The sequence below is a fragment of the Klebsiella sp. RCJ4 genome (genome assembly GCF_009025755.1).
In the GTDB taxonomy this organism is placed as follows: Bacteria; Pseudomonadota; Gammaproteobacteria; order Enterobacterales; family Enterobacteriaceae; genus Klebsiella; species Klebsiella michiganensis.
Genome location: NZ_WCIN01000004.1, coordinates 249,381 through 266,381 on the forward strand (window position 1 = coordinate 249,381; position 17,001 = coordinate 266,381).

Annotated in this window: 15 protein-coding genes; 7 read left to right on the plus strand and 8 right to left on the minus strand. The window is 56.7% G+C overall.

Translation table 11 applies throughout. The annotated features are described in order from the left end of the window. Positions 1-159: 159 nt before the first annotated feature. Positions 160-1,026, minus strand: coding sequence for a DNA-binding transcriptional regulator YeiE (gene yieE, locus F8562_RS02155; RefSeq protein ID WP_014839059.1), 867 nt, complete (start codon positions 1,024-1,026; stop codon positions 160-162). Between the two features lie 173 nt (positions 1,027-1,199). Between yieE and F8562_RS02160 the strand changes: the two genes are divergently transcribed. The 3 genes from F8562_RS02160 (at position 1,200) to F8562_RS02170 (ending at position 4,296) form a co-directional block, all read left to right on the plus strand. Further along, a complete protein-coding gene (locus F8562_RS02160) occupies positions 1,200-2,249 on the plus strand; it encodes a YeiH family protein (protein ID WP_014230161.1) in 1,050 nt (349 codons plus the stop codon). A gap of 96 nt (positions 2,250-2,345) precedes the next feature. Beyond that, positions 2,346-3,203, plus strand: coding sequence for a deoxyribonuclease IV (gene nfo / locus F8562_RS02165; protein WP_014230162.1), 858 nt, complete (start codon positions 2,346-2,348; stop codon positions 3,201-3,203). 1 nt (position 3,204) lies between these two features. Beyond that, positions 3,205-4,296, plus strand: coding sequence for a sugar kinase (locus F8562_RS02170; protein ID WP_014839060.1), 1,092 nt, complete (start codon positions 3,205-3,207; stop codon positions 4,294-4,296). Positions 4,297-4,327: 31 nt separating this feature from the next. Here the strand turns inward: F8562_RS02170 and F8562_RS02175 are convergent, their stop codons facing one another. The 6 genes from F8562_RS02175 to fruB form a co-directional block, all read right to left on the minus strand. Continuing rightward, the gene (locus tag F8562_RS02175; RefSeq protein WP_014230164.1) at positions 4,328-5,578 is read right to left on the minus strand and encodes a NupC/NupG family nucleoside CNT transporter; all 1,251 of its coding nucleotides are present in this window, start codon (positions 5,576-5,578) and stop codon (positions 4,328-4,330) included. Between the two features lie 95 nt (positions 5,579-5,673). Continuing rightward, positions 5,674-6,609, minus strand: coding sequence for a pseudouridine-5'-phosphate glycosidase (locus tag F8562_RS02180; protein WP_004852691.1), 936 nt, complete (start codon positions 6,607-6,609; stop codon positions 5,674-5,676). After that, on the minus strand, positions 6,602-7,537 hold the full coding sequence (locus F8562_RS02185; protein WP_094909403.1) for a pseudouridine kinase: 936 nt from the start codon (positions 7,535-7,537) through the stop codon (positions 6,602-6,604). Before F8562_RS02185 ends, F8562_RS02180 begins: the two co-directional genes overlap by 8 nt. 324 nt (positions 7,538-7,861) lie before the next feature. Continuing rightward, positions 7,862-9,550 (minus strand): PTS fructose transporter subunit IIBC, encoded by a 1,689-nt coding sequence (fruA, locus tag F8562_RS02190; protein WP_014230167.1) that lies wholly within the window; start codon positions 9,548-9,550, stop codon positions 7,862-7,864. Between the two features lie 16 nt (positions 9,551-9,566). Beyond that, the gene (fruK, locus tag F8562_RS02195) at positions 9,567-10,505 is read right to left on the minus strand and encodes a 1-phosphofructokinase (protein ID WP_004103928.1); all 939 of its coding nucleotides are present in this window, start codon (positions 10,503-10,505) and stop codon (positions 9,567-9,569) included. After that, on the minus strand, positions 10,506-11,636 hold the full coding sequence (gene fruB, locus F8562_RS02200; RefSeq protein ID WP_004852698.1) for a fused PTS fructose transporter subunit IIA/HPr protein: 1,131 nt from the start codon (positions 11,634-11,636) through the stop codon (positions 10,506-10,508). A gap of 331 nt (positions 11,637-11,967) precedes the next feature. On the opposite strand from fruB, the gene setB reads away from it, so the two are divergent. After that, positions 11,968-13,149 carry a sugar efflux transporter SetB gene (gene setB / locus F8562_RS02205; RefSeq protein ID WP_014230169.1) on the plus strand — a complete coding sequence of 394 codons (1,182 nt, stop codon included), beginning with the start codon at positions 11,968-11,970 and terminating at the stop codon, positions 13,147-13,149. A gap of 24 nt (positions 13,150-13,173) precedes the next feature. Here the strand turns inward: setB and F8562_RS02210 are convergent, their stop codons facing one another. Further along, entirely contained in the window at positions 13,174-13,425 is a 252-nt protein-coding gene (locus tag F8562_RS02210) for a YkgJ family cysteine cluster protein (protein ID WP_014230170.1), read from the minus strand. A gap of 148 nt (positions 13,426-13,573) precedes the next feature. Between F8562_RS02210 and yeiP the strand changes: the two genes are divergently transcribed. The 3 genes from yeiP to F8562_RS02225 all read left to right on the plus strand — a co-directional run bounded on the left by yeiP (position 13,574) and on the right by F8562_RS02225 (position 16,992). Next, the gene (gene yeiP / locus F8562_RS02215) at positions 13,574-14,146 is read left to right on the plus strand and encodes an elongation factor P-like protein YeiP (RefSeq protein WP_004122911.1); all 573 of its coding nucleotides are present in this window, start codon (positions 13,574-13,576) and stop codon (positions 14,144-14,146) included. A 283-nt stretch (positions 14,147-14,429) separates the two neighbouring features. Beyond that, positions 14,430-15,896, plus strand: a complete 1,467-nt coding sequence (locus F8562_RS02220) for a mannitol dehydrogenase family protein (RefSeq protein WP_014839067.1) — start codon at positions 14,430-14,432, stop codon at positions 15,894-15,896. A gap of 118 nt (positions 15,897-16,014) precedes the next feature. After that, entirely contained in the window at positions 16,015-16,992 is a 978-nt protein-coding gene (locus F8562_RS02225) for a CobW family GTP-binding protein (RefSeq protein WP_089046382.1), read from the plus strand. Positions 16,993-17,001: the final 9 nt, after the last annotated feature.

The window sequence follows — 17,001 nt, forward strand, 5'->3', positions numbered from 1 at the left end:
GTGAAAATGCTATCCATCCAAAAAACGAGGCGAGATTGTAGCAGAGTGTCTGTGATCCATCCGATACAATTGCAAAGTTATAAGAGAGCTTCATGATCGAGCATGGATTATTAGTAAAGCATGAAATCCCGAAAACGCCAGCGCGCGTGGCGTCCGCTTTTACACGTCGCAATAATGCAGAAATCGCTGTAATGCCTTGGAAATATGCTTCTGCCGGTGATGAATGCGCCACAAGGTGCGGGTTAAGCGCGGCAGCGGAATCGTCAGCTCCACCAGCGATCCAACTTCAAGCTGCTCCGCCACCACGCGTCGCGACAGGCAGCTAATGCCCAGACCGTGGCGCACCGCGTGCTTGATGGCTTCCGAGTTGCCCAGCTCCATCCCAAGATGAAACGCCGGTAAATGCGAGAGTAATAAATAGTCGACGATCTCCCGGGTCCCGGAGCCGTGCTCGCGTAAAATCCACGGCGCTTCCGCCAGCCGTTGCAGCGTCACCTCCCCTGCCAGCAGCGGCGAATCCGGCGCGGCAAAGACCACCAGCTCATCTTCCAGCCAGGGTTCGGCGATAATATCCGCGGCGTGACAGGGACCTTCAATCAGCCCGATATCCACGCGCAGATCGGCCACCGCATTGATCACGTCCTGGCTATTGCCCACGCTCAGCTCCAGCGGTAAATCCGGCAGATCCCGTCGATAGCGCGCAATGATTTCCGGCAGAATATAGTTGCCGATGGTGCTGCTGGCGTAGACGCGGATCGCGCCGTTGTCGCCGCGAAACAGCTGCTCTATCTCCAGCGCCCGCTCCAGCAGCGCCAGCGCCCGCGGATAAAGCAGCCTGCCGTGCTCGTTGACCACCAGCCTTTTCCCTACGCGGTCAAAGAGCTGCACCCCCAGTTGCCCTTCCAGTTCGGTCAGCGCCGCGCTAACCGCCGACTGGGAAAGCGCCAGCATTTGCGACGCCTGAGTGGTCGATCCGCTTTTTAAAACTTCAGCAAAAACTTCCAGCTGACGTAGCGTGATATGCATATTTTTTCCTGCCTTTATAGACGACTCGCGATCCGCGGCGTGAGGCTGAGGCCCATCGTTCTCAAACCGCGAAACCGCGTTTTTACCACTTATTTCGATTAATTATAAATATATAATCAATTTTATATTTAAACCAGCGAGTCGTATGCTTTTCCCAGACAAAGGAGAAGGTTATGACAGCACTCACTTTACCGACTAAACATCGCCCATTGCGGCACTTTGCACCTGGACTGGCGCTCACCGCCCTGCTCACCGGCGCAGCGCTGTGGGCCGGTAGCTTTCCGGCTATCGCCGGCGCGGGCTTCAGCGCCCTCACGCTGGCCATTTTATTCGGCATGGTCATCGGTAACACGGTTTACCCGAAAATCTGGCAGCCCTGCGACGGCGGCGTGATTTTTGCGAAGCAGCACCTGCTGCGTCTCGGCATCATCTTATACGGCTTTCGCCTGACGTTCGCCCAGATTGCCGACGTCGGCGTCGGCGGTATCGTGATTGACGTTCTGACGCTTTCCAGCACCTTTTTGATCGCCTGTTTTCTTGGGCAAAAGGTTTTCGGCCTCGATAAACATACCAGCTGGCTGATTGGCGCCGGCAGCAGCATCTGCGGTGCGGCAGCGGTACTGGCGACGGAACCGGTCGTCAAAGCGGAGGCCAGCAAAGTCACGGTCGCCGTCGCCACGGTGGTGATTTTCGGTACCATTGCCATCTTCCTGTACCCGGCGATTTATCCCTTCCTGGCGCACTGGTTCACGCCGGAAGCCTACGGCATTTATATGGGTTCGACGATGCATGAGGTTGCTCAGGTTGTCGCGGCAGGCCACGCGGTGGGTCCGGACGCGGAAAACGCGGCGGTGATTGCAAAAATGCTGCGCGTGATGATGCTGGCTCCGTTCCTGCTGTTCCTCGCCGCGCGCGTGAAGCAATTAGCCCCGGCAAACGGCGGTGAGAAAAGTAAAATCACCATTCCGTGGTTTGCGATCCTGTTTATTCTGGTGGCGGTGTTTAACTCCTTCCACCTGCTGCCGAAAGCGGTAGTTGATATGCTGGTGACCCTGGATACCGTACTGCTGGCGATGGCGATGGCCGCCCTCGGCCTGACCACCCACGTCAGCGCGCTGAAAAAAGCCGGCGCCAAACCGCTGCTGATGGCGCTGATGCTCTTCGTCTGGCTGATTGTCGGCGGCGGCGCGATTAATCTGGCCATTCATAGCCTGATGGCCTGAAGCCCCTCGCTACTCAGGTTGTATTAAGGATGATGTAACTCTCCGGCTAAGCCGCTATCATTACCCTCCCCCCAGCGGCTTAACTGGAGTTTTTTTATGAAATATATTGGAGCGCACGTCAGCGCCTCCGGCGGTGTAGCCAACGCCGCCATTCGCGCAGCCGAAATCGGCGCGACCGCATTTGCCCTCTTTACCAAAAACCAGCGCCAGTGGCGCGCCGCCCCTCTGAGCGACGAAACCATTGCTGAATTTAAAGCCGCCTGCGAAAAGTACCAGTTCGGCCCGGGGCAAATTCTGCCGCACGACAGCTATCTGATAAACCTCGGTCATCCGGTTGAGGACGCGCTGGAAAAATCCCGCGATGCCTTTATTGATGAACTCTCCCGCTGCCAGCAGCTCGGCCTGACGCTGCTGAATTTCCATCCGGGTAGCCATCTGCAGCAAATCCCGGAAGACGAATGTCTGGCGCGTATCGCCGAATCGATCAATATCGCGCTGGCAAAAACCGAAGGCGTCACGGCGGTCATTGAAAACACCGCCGGCCAGGGCAGTAACCTGGGCTTTAAGTTTGAGCATCTGGCGGCCATCATCGACGGTGTGGAAGATAAATCACGCGTCGGCGTGTGCATTGATACCTGTCACGCCTTCGCCGCCGGCTACGACCTGCGCAGCGCCGAAGAGTGCGAAAAAACCTTCGCTGATTTCGACCGAATTGTGGGTTTCCAGTATCTGCGCGGTATGCACCTGAACGATGCGAAAAGCGCGTTCGCCAGCCGCGTTGACCGTCACCACAGCCTGGGTGAAGGCAATATTGGCCATGATGCTTTCCGCTGGATTATGCAGGACCGCCGCTTTGACGGTATCCCGCTGATTCTGGAAACGATCAATCCTGATATCTGGGCGGAAGAGATCGCCTGGCTGCGGGCGCAGCAAACGGAAGAGGCCACGGTCTGATATGAACGACAGGGAAAAGCAGATCCTCAAAATTTTGCGGCGCAATCCGCTAATTCAGCAGCATGAGATTGCCGATATTCTGCAGATTAGCCGCTCCCGCGTGGCCGCGCACATTATGGACCTCACGCGTAAGGGGGCCATCAAGGGCAAAGGCTACATCCTTACCGAGCAGGAGTACTGCGTCTCGCTGGGCGCGGTGAATATGGATATCCGCGGAATTGCCGATATTCATTATCCTCAACCGGTCTCCAACCCGGGGAATATCCAGTGCTCCGCCGGCGGCGTGGCGCGGAACATCGCGCATAACCTGGCGCTGCTGGGCCGCGATGTGCATTTGATTTCCGCCGTCGGCAGCGACTTTTACGGCGAAACGCTGCTGGAGCAAACCCGCCAGGCGGGCGTTAACGTGCAAAGCTGTATCCGCCTGCACGGCCATAACACCGCCACCTACCTCTCCATCGCTAACCCCCAGGAAGAGACGGTGCTGGCGATTAACGATACGCATATTTTACAGTCGCTCACGCCCCAGCTGCTGAATCAGTACCGGGATCTGCTGACGCATGCCGGCGTCGTTCTGGTCGATTGTAATTTGACGGAGCAGTCGCTGGAGTGGGTATTTACCCTGGCTAACGGCATTCCGGTATTTGTTGATACCGTGTCCGAGTTTAAAGCGCACCGCATTCGCCCATGGCTGGGGAAGATCCACACCCTCAAACCCACGCTGCGCGAACTCCAGATCCTCTGGGGACAGGCTATCGAAAACGACGCGGATCGCGATCGGGCGCTAGCATGGCTGCACGAAAGGGGAACTCAGCGGGTGGTGATTTGCTCGGAAGACGACGCTGTTTTCTGTAGCGAAGCAGGGGGTGAACGCTTCCGGATGAGTCTGCCGGACCATACGACGATAGACAGCTTCGGCGCCGACGATGCGCTAATGGCAGGGCTACTTTATAGCTATCTCGACGGTAGCGACTTTAAAGAGAGCGTCGCTTTCGCCATGGCCTGCACCGCCATCACCCGCGCCAGCGACGGTATCAACAACCCCTCGTTGTCCGTTGATAACGCGCTCAATTTACTTCCCGGCGTGGCGTAGCGCGCACCGCAGGCGCGGTGCGCGCAGCCTGTTATGCCAGGCCAATAAAGAACCCGGCAATGGTGGCGCTCATCAGGTTAGAGAGCGTGGCCGCCGCCAGGGCGCGCAGCCCAAGCTGGGCAATCTCCGGCGCGCGCTGCGGTGAAATGGCCGAAAACGCCCCGACAACCACGCCGATCGAGCCAAAGTTGGCGAAACCGCACAGCGCGAACGAGATGATCGCAACGGTTTTCACGTCCAGATTGCCGCCGGCTTGCAGATAGGGAGAAAAGTTGAGGTAGGCGACGAATTCGTTTATCGCCAGCTTTTGGCCAATCAGGCTGCCCGCCAGCGTCGCATCGCTCCAGTCAACGCCCATTATCCATGCCAGCGGCGCGAGCAGGAAGCCGAAAATTCCCTCCAGCGTGGCGTGACCGTAGCCAAACCAGCCGCCAATGCCGCCGATAATACCGTTCAGCAGAGCAATAATCGCCACAAACGCCATCACTACCGTTGCCACCCCGGCGGCAATTTTCAGGCCGGTCATCGCCCCTGACGCCGCCGCCTCGATAACGCTTTTCGGCGGCGTCTCGGTGAAGGAGAGATTGTCGAAAGTGACCTGGGATGCTTCGGTTGCCGGACTCAGCATACGGGCAAACAGAATCCCGCCGGGGATAGCCATAAGCGAAGCGGCCAGCAGATAATCAATCGGCACGCCCATACCGGCATAGCCGATCATCATCGACCCGGCGATCGACGCCATCCCGCTGCAAATCGCGGTAAACAGCTCATTGCGGTTGAGCTTGTTGATAAACGGTTTGACGATCGCCGGGATCTCATTTTGCCCAAGAAAAATGGTGGTCACGGCGACAAAAGACTCAATTTTGCTGATATTCAGCGCCTTCTGGAAGATGCCGCCGAGAATCCGGATCAGCAGCCCCATCACGCCGAGGTAGTAAAGCAGGCTTATCAGCGCGGTGACAAAAATGATGGCGGGCAGCACGCGGAAGGCGAAGATAAAGCCGGCGCCGTCAAACAGCACGTCCATCTTCGGGCCGACCAGTGAACCAAAAATAAACGCGCTTCCGGCGTCGCTATAGGACATGACTTTATGTACCCCAAGCGCGGCCTGCTCGACCAGCCACTTGCCCGGCGGAAAGTAGAGCATCACCCCGCCAATGACGATTTGCAGCAGCAGCGCCGCCCCTACCGTTCTGACGCTGATGCGTTTTTTATTGACTGACAGCGCAAAGGCAATGGCCAGCAACACCACCATCCCCAGAAGACTTCTCATGATGTCCATAATGATATCCTTACCTGGTGGAAAACCCGGCGTGGGCCAGGCTTTCGGTATCGTTGATATCGGGGCGGGCAACCGCAAACGGCCCGCAACTGCCGTCAGGCTACCTGCTGATACTCTTTGGCAATCTCGCAGGCCAGAATGGCGTTGTTGAAGACCAGCTGAATATTGGATTTCAGGCTGTCTCCGCCGGTCAGCTCCGCAACGCGGGCCAGCAGGAACGGCGTACTCGCTTTCCCCACCACGCCCTGCTCTTCCGCCTCCTTCACCGCCCGGTTGATGGCGGCGTTGATTTTCTCTTCCGGCATCGCGAACGCTTCAGGAATGGGGTTCGCCACCACCATGCCGCCATTCAAACCCGACTGCCATTTCACCGCCATCGCTTTGGCGATCTCTTTGGCGCTATTGAGGCGAATGCTGACGTCAAACGGGCTGGTTCGGCAGAAGAATGCCGGCAGCGCAGAGGTTTGATAACCAATAAGCGGAACGCCAAACGTTTCTAAATATTCGGTCGTTAAACCGAGATCGAGAATAGATTTTGCACCGGCGCAGACGACGGTGACGTTGGTATTTGCCAGCTCCTGCAAATCGGCGGAAATATCAAACGTGTGCTCGGCTCCGCGATGTACACCGCCAATTCCGCCGGTGGCGAAGACTTTAATTCCGGCCATTGCGGCAATAATCATGGTGGACGCCACGGTGGTCGCGCCATTTAATCCCGCGGCGACAACAAAGGGTAAATCACGACGACTGACTTTGGCGACGTTATGCCCTTCGCGGCCCAGCAGTTCAATTTCTTCACGGCTTAAGCCAACTTTCATGACGCCATGAATAATCGCAATGGTTGCCGGCACCGCCCCCTGGCGACGAATGGTTTCTTCTACTTCCAGCGCCGTTTGCGCATTTTCCGGAAATGGCATGCCGTGAGAAATAATGGTCGATTCCAGCGCCACTACTGGCTGATTATTTTTCAACGCCTGCTGAACTTCCGCAGAAACCTGTAATAATTCAGAGGAAATATTTAATTCAGACATATTCTTTCTCCACTACCTTTTTTACGTTGGCGTAAGATAATTCAGGGTTATTGGTGAATTCCGATGAGAGCGCCAGAGAAGAGCATCCCTGAGCAAACTTCACCGCTTGCGAAAATGAACAGCCGTCGAGCCAGCAGCAGGCAAGGCCAGCCATCATGGCGTCACCGGCGCCGGTGACGTTAACGACCTGCGTTTTCAGCGGCGCTGACCAGCCGCGTTCGCCCTCTTTCTCACTGTAGTAAACCCCGTCGCCGCCCATGCTCAGCACCAGGCGCTTCAGGCCACGCTGATGAAACCAGTCGGCAACGCTCGCGACGTCATCCGTGCCGAACAGCGCGATGCCGCTCAGCGTTTCAGCTTCAATTCGGTTCGGTTTCAGGGTGTGAATACGCCCCAGATGCTGTCTGATTTTCACGCACTTCCAGGCTGAAACCGGATCGACAAAAACGGGCGTTGCGCCGCAATTCTCCATCAGCCAGGCGAGAGCGGCCTCGCTGATATTGCAATCAACGACAATCACCGCAGCGTTGCGGATAAAATCATGATGCTGTCTTAAAAACGCTGGCGTAATATGTTCAGTGATGCTCATATCATTAATCGCCACCAGCATTTCACCGGTATTATCAAGCAGCGATAAATAGCTTGAAGTACCTTCCCCCTGGATAACCTGACATTTATCGACGTGAACCCCGGACTGTGCCGTTTGTTTTAATAGAGAGTGGCCATAAAAATCGTCACCGACAACCGATAATAGCCACGCTGTTTTATTTAACAAGGCAATGTTTTGCGCAATGTTTCGCCCTACGCCGCCGGGAGTATATTTTATTTTCCCGGGGTTAGAATCCGCATAGTTCAACGATACATTGGAATAACCAGCAACATCCATATTTGCCGATCCAATAATTACAACGTAATCATTTTCAGGCATAAAAATACCCTCCAGCATAAAAAATGCTATGGCAGTGGAATTATTGAATATCAATAAATAATCATACGCCCATTCATCACCCCTCAATAAACACATGTTTGAATGTGAACATGTGTTTATGTTAAGCGCAATGTTTTTAAAGTAAAGAGGTCAGCAAGAGGGATTTCATATGAACATGAACAAAATCACAAAAAATGCCCCGTATGGTTTTTAAACAGTTTAAAAATGCGAAGGAGAGCACATACGGCAGGATGAGCGGGAGGAGATGAGGCATAAAAAAAGGGCAGAGAAGACTCTGCCCTTGAGAACGATTTAGTAGGTCGATCAGGCTGCTTTTTCGACTACCTGAACTTCAGGACGTTTCAGCACCGCGTAGGAGAGCCCTGCGACCAGCGTACCGACGACAATCGCCATCAAATAACCGAGTACCGGCGTAATCGCGCCAGGAATCAGCAGGACGAACAGACCGCCGTGCGGCGCCATCAGCTTAGCACCGACCGCCATGGACATCGCGCCGGTGACCGCGCCGCCAACGATACAGCAGGGCAGGACGCGCATCGGGTCGCGAGCAGCGAACGGAATCGCGCCTTCGGTGATAAAGCACAGGCCGAGAACCAGTGCGGCTTTACCGCCTTCCTGCTGCGCTTTGTCGAACTTGTTACGCGCAACCAGCGTCGCCAGACCCAGCGCCAGCGGTGGAACCATACCCGCCGCCATAATGGCCGCCATCGGCGCATAAGTTTGGGTGGACAGCAAGCCAACACCAAAGGCGTAGGCCGCTTTGTTCACCGGACCGCCCATGTCGGTACACATCATACCGCCGAGGATCGCACCGAGCAGAACCGCGTTTGCCGTGCCCATGGTTTGCAGCCAGTGGGTCAACGCTTCGAGGATCCCGGCAACGGGTTTACCAATCAGGTAAATCATCGCCAGACCTACGATCAGGCTGGAAACCAGTGGAATGATCAGGATTGGCTTCAGCGCCTCCATACTTTGCGGCAGTTTCAGCTTCGTACTGATCGCTTTCGCCACGTAACCGGCAAGGAAACCAGCGATGATACCGCCGATAAAGCCGGACCCGGTGCTTACCGCCAGCATACCGCCGATAAGACCCGGCGTCAGGCCCGGACGGTCAGCGATGGAGAAGGCGATAAAGCCCGCCAGTACCGGCACCATCAGCGCGAAGGCTGAGCCCCCACCGATTTGCATCAGCGCGGCGGCCAGGGTGTCTTTCACTTCAAAGGCTTTAATACCAAAAGCGAAGGAAAGCGCGATACACAGACCGCCCGCCACTACCATCGGCAGCATGTACGACACGCCGGTCAGCAGGTGGCGATAGGCGCCAGCGGACTCTTTTTTGCCTTCCGCCGCGGCCTGGGATTTACCCGCAGGCTGATACGGTTTCGCTTCAACAACGGCTTTATCCAGCTCCTGAGCGGTTTTCTTCAGCGCCAGACCGGTGGTGGTGCGATACATCGGCTTACCGGCAAATTTCGCCAGATCCACTTCGATATCGGCAGCCACCACTACCAGATCCGCCTGTTCAACTTCTTCCGGGGTGATTGCATTGCCCGCGCCCACGGAGCCGCGCGTTTCAACTTTCACCCACCAGCCGCGTTTTTTGGCTTCGGTTTCAATCGCTTCCGCCGCCATAAAGGTGTGCGCCACCCCGGTCGGACAGGCGGTGACCGCCACGATGCGTTTCGGACCGTTGGTCGCTGCAGGTACAGCGGCAGCGGCCGGGGCACTGTAAGGCGTTGCATGGCTTTTGGCCTCACCGAGGAACAGCTCCGGGTGCGCTACGGCGCGGTTAATATCGCCGAGATAGACCTTTTTGCCGTTCAGCGCGCTGTCGGCCGGCAGCGCCGTGCCCAGCACAATCGCCAGCTCAGCGTCGTTCGGGTTATCAATCAGTTCGAGTTGCGCTTTTTGCGCCGCAGTGCTTAACAGGGTCTTCGCCATATAGGCGCGAGCCTGTCCAAGCCCGGCATCAATAATCAGCAGCGTTTTCATTATGCCTCTCCTGCTGTTAATTAAAGGGTTGTAAGTCGACGCGCGCCATCATTGCGGCCAACTGGGTACGATCGGTAATACCGACATTGCTCTGACTCACCGCCAGCGCGGCAACTGCCGTTGCCAGGCGCAGCGTATGTTCGCTGGACTCACGCATCAACAGGCCATAAATCAGGCCGCCAACCATGGAGTCACCGGCGCCAACGGTGCTTACCACTTCAACGGAAGGCGGCTTGGCAATCCACTCACCGGATGCGTTAACCCACAGAGCGCCTTCTTCGCCAAGGGAGATAACCACGTGGGCAATTCCCTGCTCACGCAGCGCATGAGCGGCTTCAATCACATCTTTCATTTCAGGCAGCTTGCGGCCCGCCCAGATTTCCAGCTCGCGGCGGTTAGGTTTAACCAGCCACGGCGCCGCTTTCAGACCGGCAACCAGCGCTTCGCGGCTGCTGTCAAAAATGATGCACGGGCACTGGCTACGCAGACGGGTCATCCAGTCAGTGAACGCTTCCGGGCTGACGCCAGACGGCAGGCTACCGCTCACGCAAACCATATCGAACTGGCCCAGCCAGCTCAGGGAATCGTTAACAAAACGCTCCCAGTCGCCCGGCGTGACTTCAAAGCCGGAGAAGTTGAAATCGGTGACTTCGCCGTCTTTCTCCGTCAGCTTGACGTTGATACGGGTACGGCCCTGAACAACCTGAAAACGGTTAGCAATGCCCAGCTCGCTGAACAGCTGCTGAAAACCATCCTGATTGTCTTTACCGAGGAAACCGCCAACGGTGACGTCGATACCGAGATCTTTCAGCACTTTTGCAACGTTGATCCCCTTCCCTGCGGCGTGCAAACCGGTGGTGCGAACAAGGTTAACCTCACCGCGTTCAATTTCCGGGGTAAAACCCACCAGGTCATAGGCCGGGTTTAAAGTAATCGTTGCGACACGTCTGCTCATTTATGCGCCCTCCCCAAGGCCTGCGGCGATCGCTTCGCCAATCGCATCCAGCGCCTGCTGCGCATCTTCACCCTGCGCGGTAAAGCGCAAGCGGTGACCTTTTTTCACGCCCAGCGCCACGACCTTCATCAGGCTGCGGCCGTTGGCCGGCTTGCCCGAACCATCAAGGTTGGTGACGGTAATGTCGCTGGAGAATTGTTTAATAGTATTAACCAGCATCGTGCCGGGACGCGCGTGCAGCCCGTGCTCGTTGCGGATAACGTATTCCGCGCTGAGAACATCTTCCGCAATCGCGTCGTCGCTGGTCAGCAGCGCCAGCAGCGTGGCGCCATCAGCCTTCAGCAAACGGTCAGCTTTTTTGTCGAGCAGCAAATTGCTCAGGCGATTAAGCACGGCGGTCGGCTGGTCATCGGCCATCGCGACGGTGATCAGTAGAGAAACCGGCTGCTCATCGCTGGTAAAGGCGCTGGCCGCGCGGCTGACGGCAACGGCGCTGCGCAGGTTGCCTTCGGTGCTGTCGTTCAGCCAGATGCCCTGACCGAGGTTCAGCGGTTTATCATTAATCGTACGGCTAACAAAGGAAGCATCGACCGCGCCGGCTTCTTTCAGCCGAGCGGCATTCAGCGCCTGCAGGGTCAGCAGGTCGCTGGCGACAACGTCCAGGGTCAGCGTCTCGTTATCCAGCTTCAGCGCTTCGCTCTGCTTTTCACCCATCAACAGGGCGCGCAGCTCTTCAGCGGTCGTCGCGGACTTAAGTTGTTCAGCAACGGAGTCGTCGCTCAGCACGTGGGTCAGCTGACGCAGCAGCCCCAGGTGTTCATCCGAGCTGGCGGCGATACCGATGGCGACGTAGGCGGTTTGCCCTTCGCCCCAGGTCACGCCCTGCGGGAACTGATACACCTGAACGCCGGTTTTCAGTACCTGATCGCGGGTGTCGGTGGTACCGTGCGGAATCGCAATACCGTTGCCAAGGAAAGTGGAGGTTTGCTGCTCGCGAGCCAGCATCCCGTTGATGTAGCCGTCTGCCACGTTGCCCGCGCTGACCAGCGCGGAGGCAACCTGACGAATAGCCTCTTCTTTATTACCGGCCTGCTGACCGGGATGAATATCCTGCACAGATAACTGGAACATGGTTCTCCTCTCCTGCTGAATTGAATCGTTTCAGCTACTTTGAGAAAAAATGCGTCATCTACCTGCCGGAGAATCTCCCGATGACGCTGAAACGTTTCAAGAAGTCTGTACCTTTATTAGCCGCCAGGCAAGAAAAGTTCGTTTTCTGATAACAGAAGTTAGAGATACAGCACACTTTTGCTGAAGCGGGAGCGTCGAGGCCGGAAAAACTTCAGCTTTCTGCTGAAGTTTGATTTTGAAACATCTTTTTGATTTATTCGTGCCCTGGTACTGTTCATTTTCTGAGTGACGGCGTAAACTCCGCGACTCCTGAAAACCGATGAACGCCGACATGCAAAACAGTAGCGCCGCCCTGCCACGACGCGGGTTTGATTTCACCTCTTCCGCCTTTCTGATCGTCGCCTTCCTGACGGGTATCGCCGGGGCACTCCAGACGCCAACGCTGAGCCTGTTTCTGACAAACGAGGTTCACGTACGGCCGGCGATGGTCGGCTTCTTTTTTACCGGTAGCGCGGTGATCGGCATTCTGGTGAGCCAGTTCCTCGCCGGGCGTTCGGATCGCAAAGGCGACCGCAAGCGGCTGATTGTCTTCTGCTGCCTGATGGGCGTGCTGGCCTGCGTGCTCTTCGCCTGGAACCGTAACTACTTTATTTTGCTGTTCATCGGGGTATTTCTCAGCAGCTTCGGCTCCACCGCCAACCCGCAGATGTTTGCCCTCGCCCGCGAGCATGCGGACAAAACGGGCCGCGAGGCGGTCATGTTTAGCTCGATTCTGCGCGCTCAGGTATCGCTGGCATGGGTTATCGGACCGCCGCTGGCCTACGCGCTGGCCATGGGTTTTGGCTTTACGGTGATGTATCTCAGCGCGGCAGTTGCCTTTGTGGTCTGCGGCGCGATGGTCTGGTTTTTTCTTCCCAGCATGCGTAAAGAGCCGAAGATCGCTACGGGCCATCTTGAAGCGCCGCGCACCAACCGCCGCGACGCGCTGCTGCTGTTTATCATCTGTACGCTGATGTGGGGAATCAACAGCCTGTACATCATTAATATGCCGCTGTTTATCATCAATGAGCTGCATTTACCGGAGAAGCTGGCCGGGGTCATGATGGGCACCGCCGCCGGGCTGGAAATCCCGACCATGCTGATTGCGGGCTACTACGCCAAACGCTTCGGCAAGCGTTTCCTGATGCGCATCTCAGCGGTGGCCGGCGTGCTGTTTTACGTTGGCATGCTAACCGTCCATACCCCTGGACTACTGCTGGCCCTGCAGGCGCTGAACGCCATTTTTATCGGTATCCTGGCCGGTATCGGCATGCTCTATTTTCAGGATCTGATGCCCGGACAGGCGGGCGCGGCCACCACGCTTTATACCAATACCACGCGCGTTGGCTGGATTATCGCCGGTTCGCTGGCGGGAGTCGTTGCGGAAGTCTGGAGCTATCACGCCGTATTCTGGATTGCGCTGGTGATGGGGGTCGTCACTCAGGCCTGTCTGTGGCGTATTAAAGACGTTTAAGGGTATCCGCGCGGGCTTGCACCGTCACGAAGTGCTCAGCTCAAGATGAAGCAGCCAGGTCATGGCGTCTTCGCGATTGGTGGCGCACATTTCCGCTTCCGGCTTCAGGCTGGCGCACACTTTCGGCCTTAACGGCGAGCCAAAAATAGCGCAGAGATTATTTTGCGATAGCTGCACGCAGCGGGTGTTTGCCGGCTTGCCTTGCGGCATGCCCGGGATAGGGCTGGAGATAGAAGGAGCGATACAGCAAGCTCCGCATTCAGGGCGGCATTCCATAATCGACTCTTCCGATAACGCTTTTAGCAGCCCAGCCTAAACGTTTTACCTGAAGATAGCAAAACCGACGAATTCCACTTGCCTGAAAGGCCCGGCGCGAGTAGTTTTACGCGATATTTTCGACCCTTTAAGTGACAGGATTACCGCAATGCCAAGAGCGAATGAAATTAAAAAAGGTATGGTGCTGAATTACAACGGCAAACTGCTGATTGTTAAAAATATTGATATTCAGTCACCCAGCGCCCGCGGCGCAGCGACGCTGTACAAAATGCGTTTCTCCGATGTACGCACCGGCCTGAAAGTGGAAGAACGCTTCAAAGGCGACGACATCGTCGATACCGTCACCCTGACCCGCCGCTTCGTTGACTTCTCCTATATCGATGGCAACGAATACGTCTTTATGGATAAAGAAGATTACACCCCGTATATCTTCACCAAAGAGCAGATCGAAGAAGAGCTGCTGTTTATGCCGGAAGGCGGCATGCCGGATATGCAGGTTCTGACCTGGGACGGCCAGCTGCTGGCGCTGGAACTGCCGCAGACCGTGGATCTCGAAATCGTTGAGACGGCGCCGGGTATCAAAGGCGCATCCGCAAGCGCGCGTAACAAACCGGCGACGCTGAGCACCGGCCTTGTTGTTCAGGTGCCTGAATACCTGAGCGCGGGAGAGCGTATCCGCATCCATATCGAAGAGAGCCGCTACATGGGCCGCGCGGACTAAACTCCGCGTTTGCAATATCCAGGAGGGCAGCCAGCGGCTGTCCTTTTTATTAGCCCCTTATCCGCAATCTCCCCCTCCGCCAAAAGCTGTTATACCAATAATGGCGAGGTTACTACTAATCTCACCGGCTCTCTCCGCATACTTTGCGACCTGACCGTTTACCGCGACAGAATTGCATGATCAAGCTCACATTAAGCGGATAAATAAGGCTCACCAATTTAATTTGTTGTCATATATCTTTACACTGGCTATGTTAATTATTGGTTAATCAGGTGTGTTAAGAATGACAACCATTGCGACAGTCACGCTGCCGGAAGGCGTACAGCTTCCTCGATACGATCGCAGTCAGCTGCGTTCGCGTATTGTGCATTTCGGTTTTGGCGCGTTTCATCGCGCGCACCAGGCCCTTCTCACCGATCGGGTGCTCAACGCCGGCGGCGGAGACTGGGGGATTTGTGAGATTAGCCTGTTCAGCGGCGATCGGCTGATGAGCCAGCTTCGCCAGCAGGACCACCTGTTTACCGTGCTGGAAAAAGGCGCCGAGGGCAATCAGCCGATTGTTGTCGGCGCCGTTCATGAGTGTCTGAATGCGAAACTGGATTCGCTGGCCGCCATTATTGAGAAATTTTGCGAACCGCAGGTCGCCATTGTCTCTCTGACCATCACCGAGAAGGGCTACTGCATCGATCCGGCCAGCGGCCAGCTGGATATGACGCAGCCGCGCATTATTCACGATCTGCAAAATCCGACGCTGCCGCAATCGGTTCCCGGCATTCTGGTGGAAGCGCTGGCGCGCCGCCGACAGCGGGGGCTACCGCCGTTTACCGTCCTCTCCTGCGATAATATTCCCGATAATGGACATGTGGTAAAAAACGCCGTGCTGGGAATGGCCGAAAAACGGGCCCCCGAGCTGGCGCAGTGGATTGCCGAACACGTCAGCTTTCCCGGTACCATGGTTGACCGCATCGTGCCCGCCGCCACCGATGAGTCGCTGGCAGAAATTAGCGCGACGCTAGGCGTGGAAGACCCCTGCGCAATCAGCTGCGAACCCTTTATCCAGTGGGTCATTGAAGATAACTTTGTTGCCGGTCGCCCGGACTGGGAAACCGCGGGCGTCCAGATGACCGATGACGTTTTACCGTGGGAACAAATGAAGCTACGGATGCTCAACGGTAGCCACTCGTTTCTCGCCTGGCTTGGCTATCTGGCTGGCCATGCGCACATTAGCGACTGCATGCAGGATCCGATTTTCCGCAGCGCCGCCTACCGCCTGATGCTTGACGAACAGGCGCCGACCTTATCCATTCAGGGCGTTGACCTGACGGCGTACGCTGACAGCCTGATCGAGCGCTTCAGCAACCCGGCGCTGAAGCATCGCACCTGGCAAATCGCCATGGACGGTAGCCAGAAGCTGCCGCAACGTATGCTTGAGGGTATTCGCGTCCATCTCGCTCGGGGCAGCCGCTGGCCGCTGCTGGCGCTCGGCGTGGCCGGCTGGATGCGCTACGTCAGCGGTATTGACGATGCCGGAAATGCGATTGATATTCGCGATCCGCTGGCCGATAAGATGCAGAAACGGGTTGCTGCCAGCGATGAACACCAGCGCGTGGCGGCCCTGCTTACGCTGGAAGAGATCTTTGGCCGCGACCTGCCGCAGAACCCGCAGTTTGTCGCTCATATCACCGCCGCATGGCATCAGCTCGCCGCTTTTGGCGCGCGTCAGGCGATTGCCGGCACGCTGAACGCTTAACAATTTCTGCCTTTTAGCGGACAGATCCTCCTTCTGTCCGCGGTAGGACTTCTCTTTTCCCCTTTTTTTCGTCAGGATAGCGTAACTGTTACAACATTACATTTATCCTGGAGAAAAAGTGACCAAAACCAATTTGATCACGGGGTTTCTCGGCAGCGGCAAGACGACGTCGATTCTGCATCTGCTGGCCCATAAGCCCGCGGATGAAAAATGGGCCGTGCTGGTCAACGAGTTTGGTGAAGTGGGCATTGACGGCGGGCTGCTGGCGGAAAGCGGCGCGCTGCTCAAAGAGATCCCCGGCGGCTGCATGTGCTGCGTGAACGGTCTGCCGATGCAGGTCGGGCTCAACACCCTGCTGCGCCAGGGCAAACCCGATCGCCTGCTGATTGAACCCACCGGGCTTGGCCATCCTAAACAGATCCTCGATATGCTGACCGCCGCAATATACGAGCCGTGGATCGACCTGCGCGCCACCTTATGCGTGCTGGATCCGCGCCAGCTGCTGGACGAAAAAATTGTGACCAACGACAACTTTCGCGACCAGCTGGCCGCCGCTGACGTCATTATCAGTAATAAAGCCGACCGCGCAACGGAGGAAAGCCAACGCGCATTCGCCGCCTGGTGGCAGACCTATGCCGGCGATCGGCGGTTCGTCAGCGCCACGCGGGGGAATATCGACCCGGCACTGCTTGATTTGCCGCGCCGCAATCTTGCGCCGCTTCCCGCCAGCCCCGAACACGCGCACGGCCACGGGCAGAAACAGGGCCTTGCGGCACTGAGCCTCCCTGCCCATCAGCGCTGGCGTCGCAGCCTCAATAGCGGCCAGGGCTATCACGCCTGCGGCTGGATTTTTGACGCCGAAACCGTTTTCGACACCGTGGCCCTGCTCGAATGGGCGCGCCTGGCGCCGGTCGGGCGTGTAAAAGGCGTGATGCGCATCGCGGAAGGAGTGGTACGCATCAACCGCCAGCAGCGCGATCTGCATATTGAGACGCAGAACGTTTCTCCCCCCGATAGCCGTATCGAGCTGATTGCCGATACCGAAACGGACTGGAACGCACTGCAGGCCTCCTTGTTGAGGATTCGTTTAAGTTAAGACGGCTAT